1 pseudogene is annotated in these 369 nt (G+C 66.1%); it reads left to right on the top strand.

Annotation, left to right across the window (positions count from 1 at the left end):
• Positions 1-369, top strand: a pseudogene (locus HIJ39_RS25440) (hypothetical protein); the annotation flags it as partial.

The raw sequence follows: 369 nt of genomic DNA, 5'->3' as shown, positions 1-369 counted from the left end.
GAACTTCCCGTCGGGTCGTTGACGGTCGCCGTGGAACTATGGGTTCACCGATTTGTCTGCCCGACACCCACGTGTTCCCAGCACATTTTTTGCGAGCGGGTCCCCTGGGCGCCGCCCCATCAACGACGCACCACCATGTGTACCGCGCGGCTCTTGGCCTGGGCGTGGGATATGACCGCGGTCGCCACGTGCCGGGCGGCCGCCGCGGAAGGCATTGCGGTCAGCCGATCCACCATTAACCGGCTCCTCGTGCGCACGGCGGCCGTCGCCGGCGGAGGCGACGATCCGCCGGCGGCCTTGACCATCATCGGCGTGGATGATTGGGCGTGGAAAAAAGGCCAGCGCTACGGGACCCTAATCGTCGATTTG

It is taken from the genome of Sulfobacillus harzensis (assembly GCF_012933365.1).
GTDB classification, from domain to species: Bacteria; Bacillota; Sulfobacillia; order Sulfobacillales; family Sulfobacillaceae; genus Sulfobacillus_B; species Sulfobacillus_B harzensis.
This window is presented reverse-complemented; position numbering and strand designations above follow the sequence as displayed.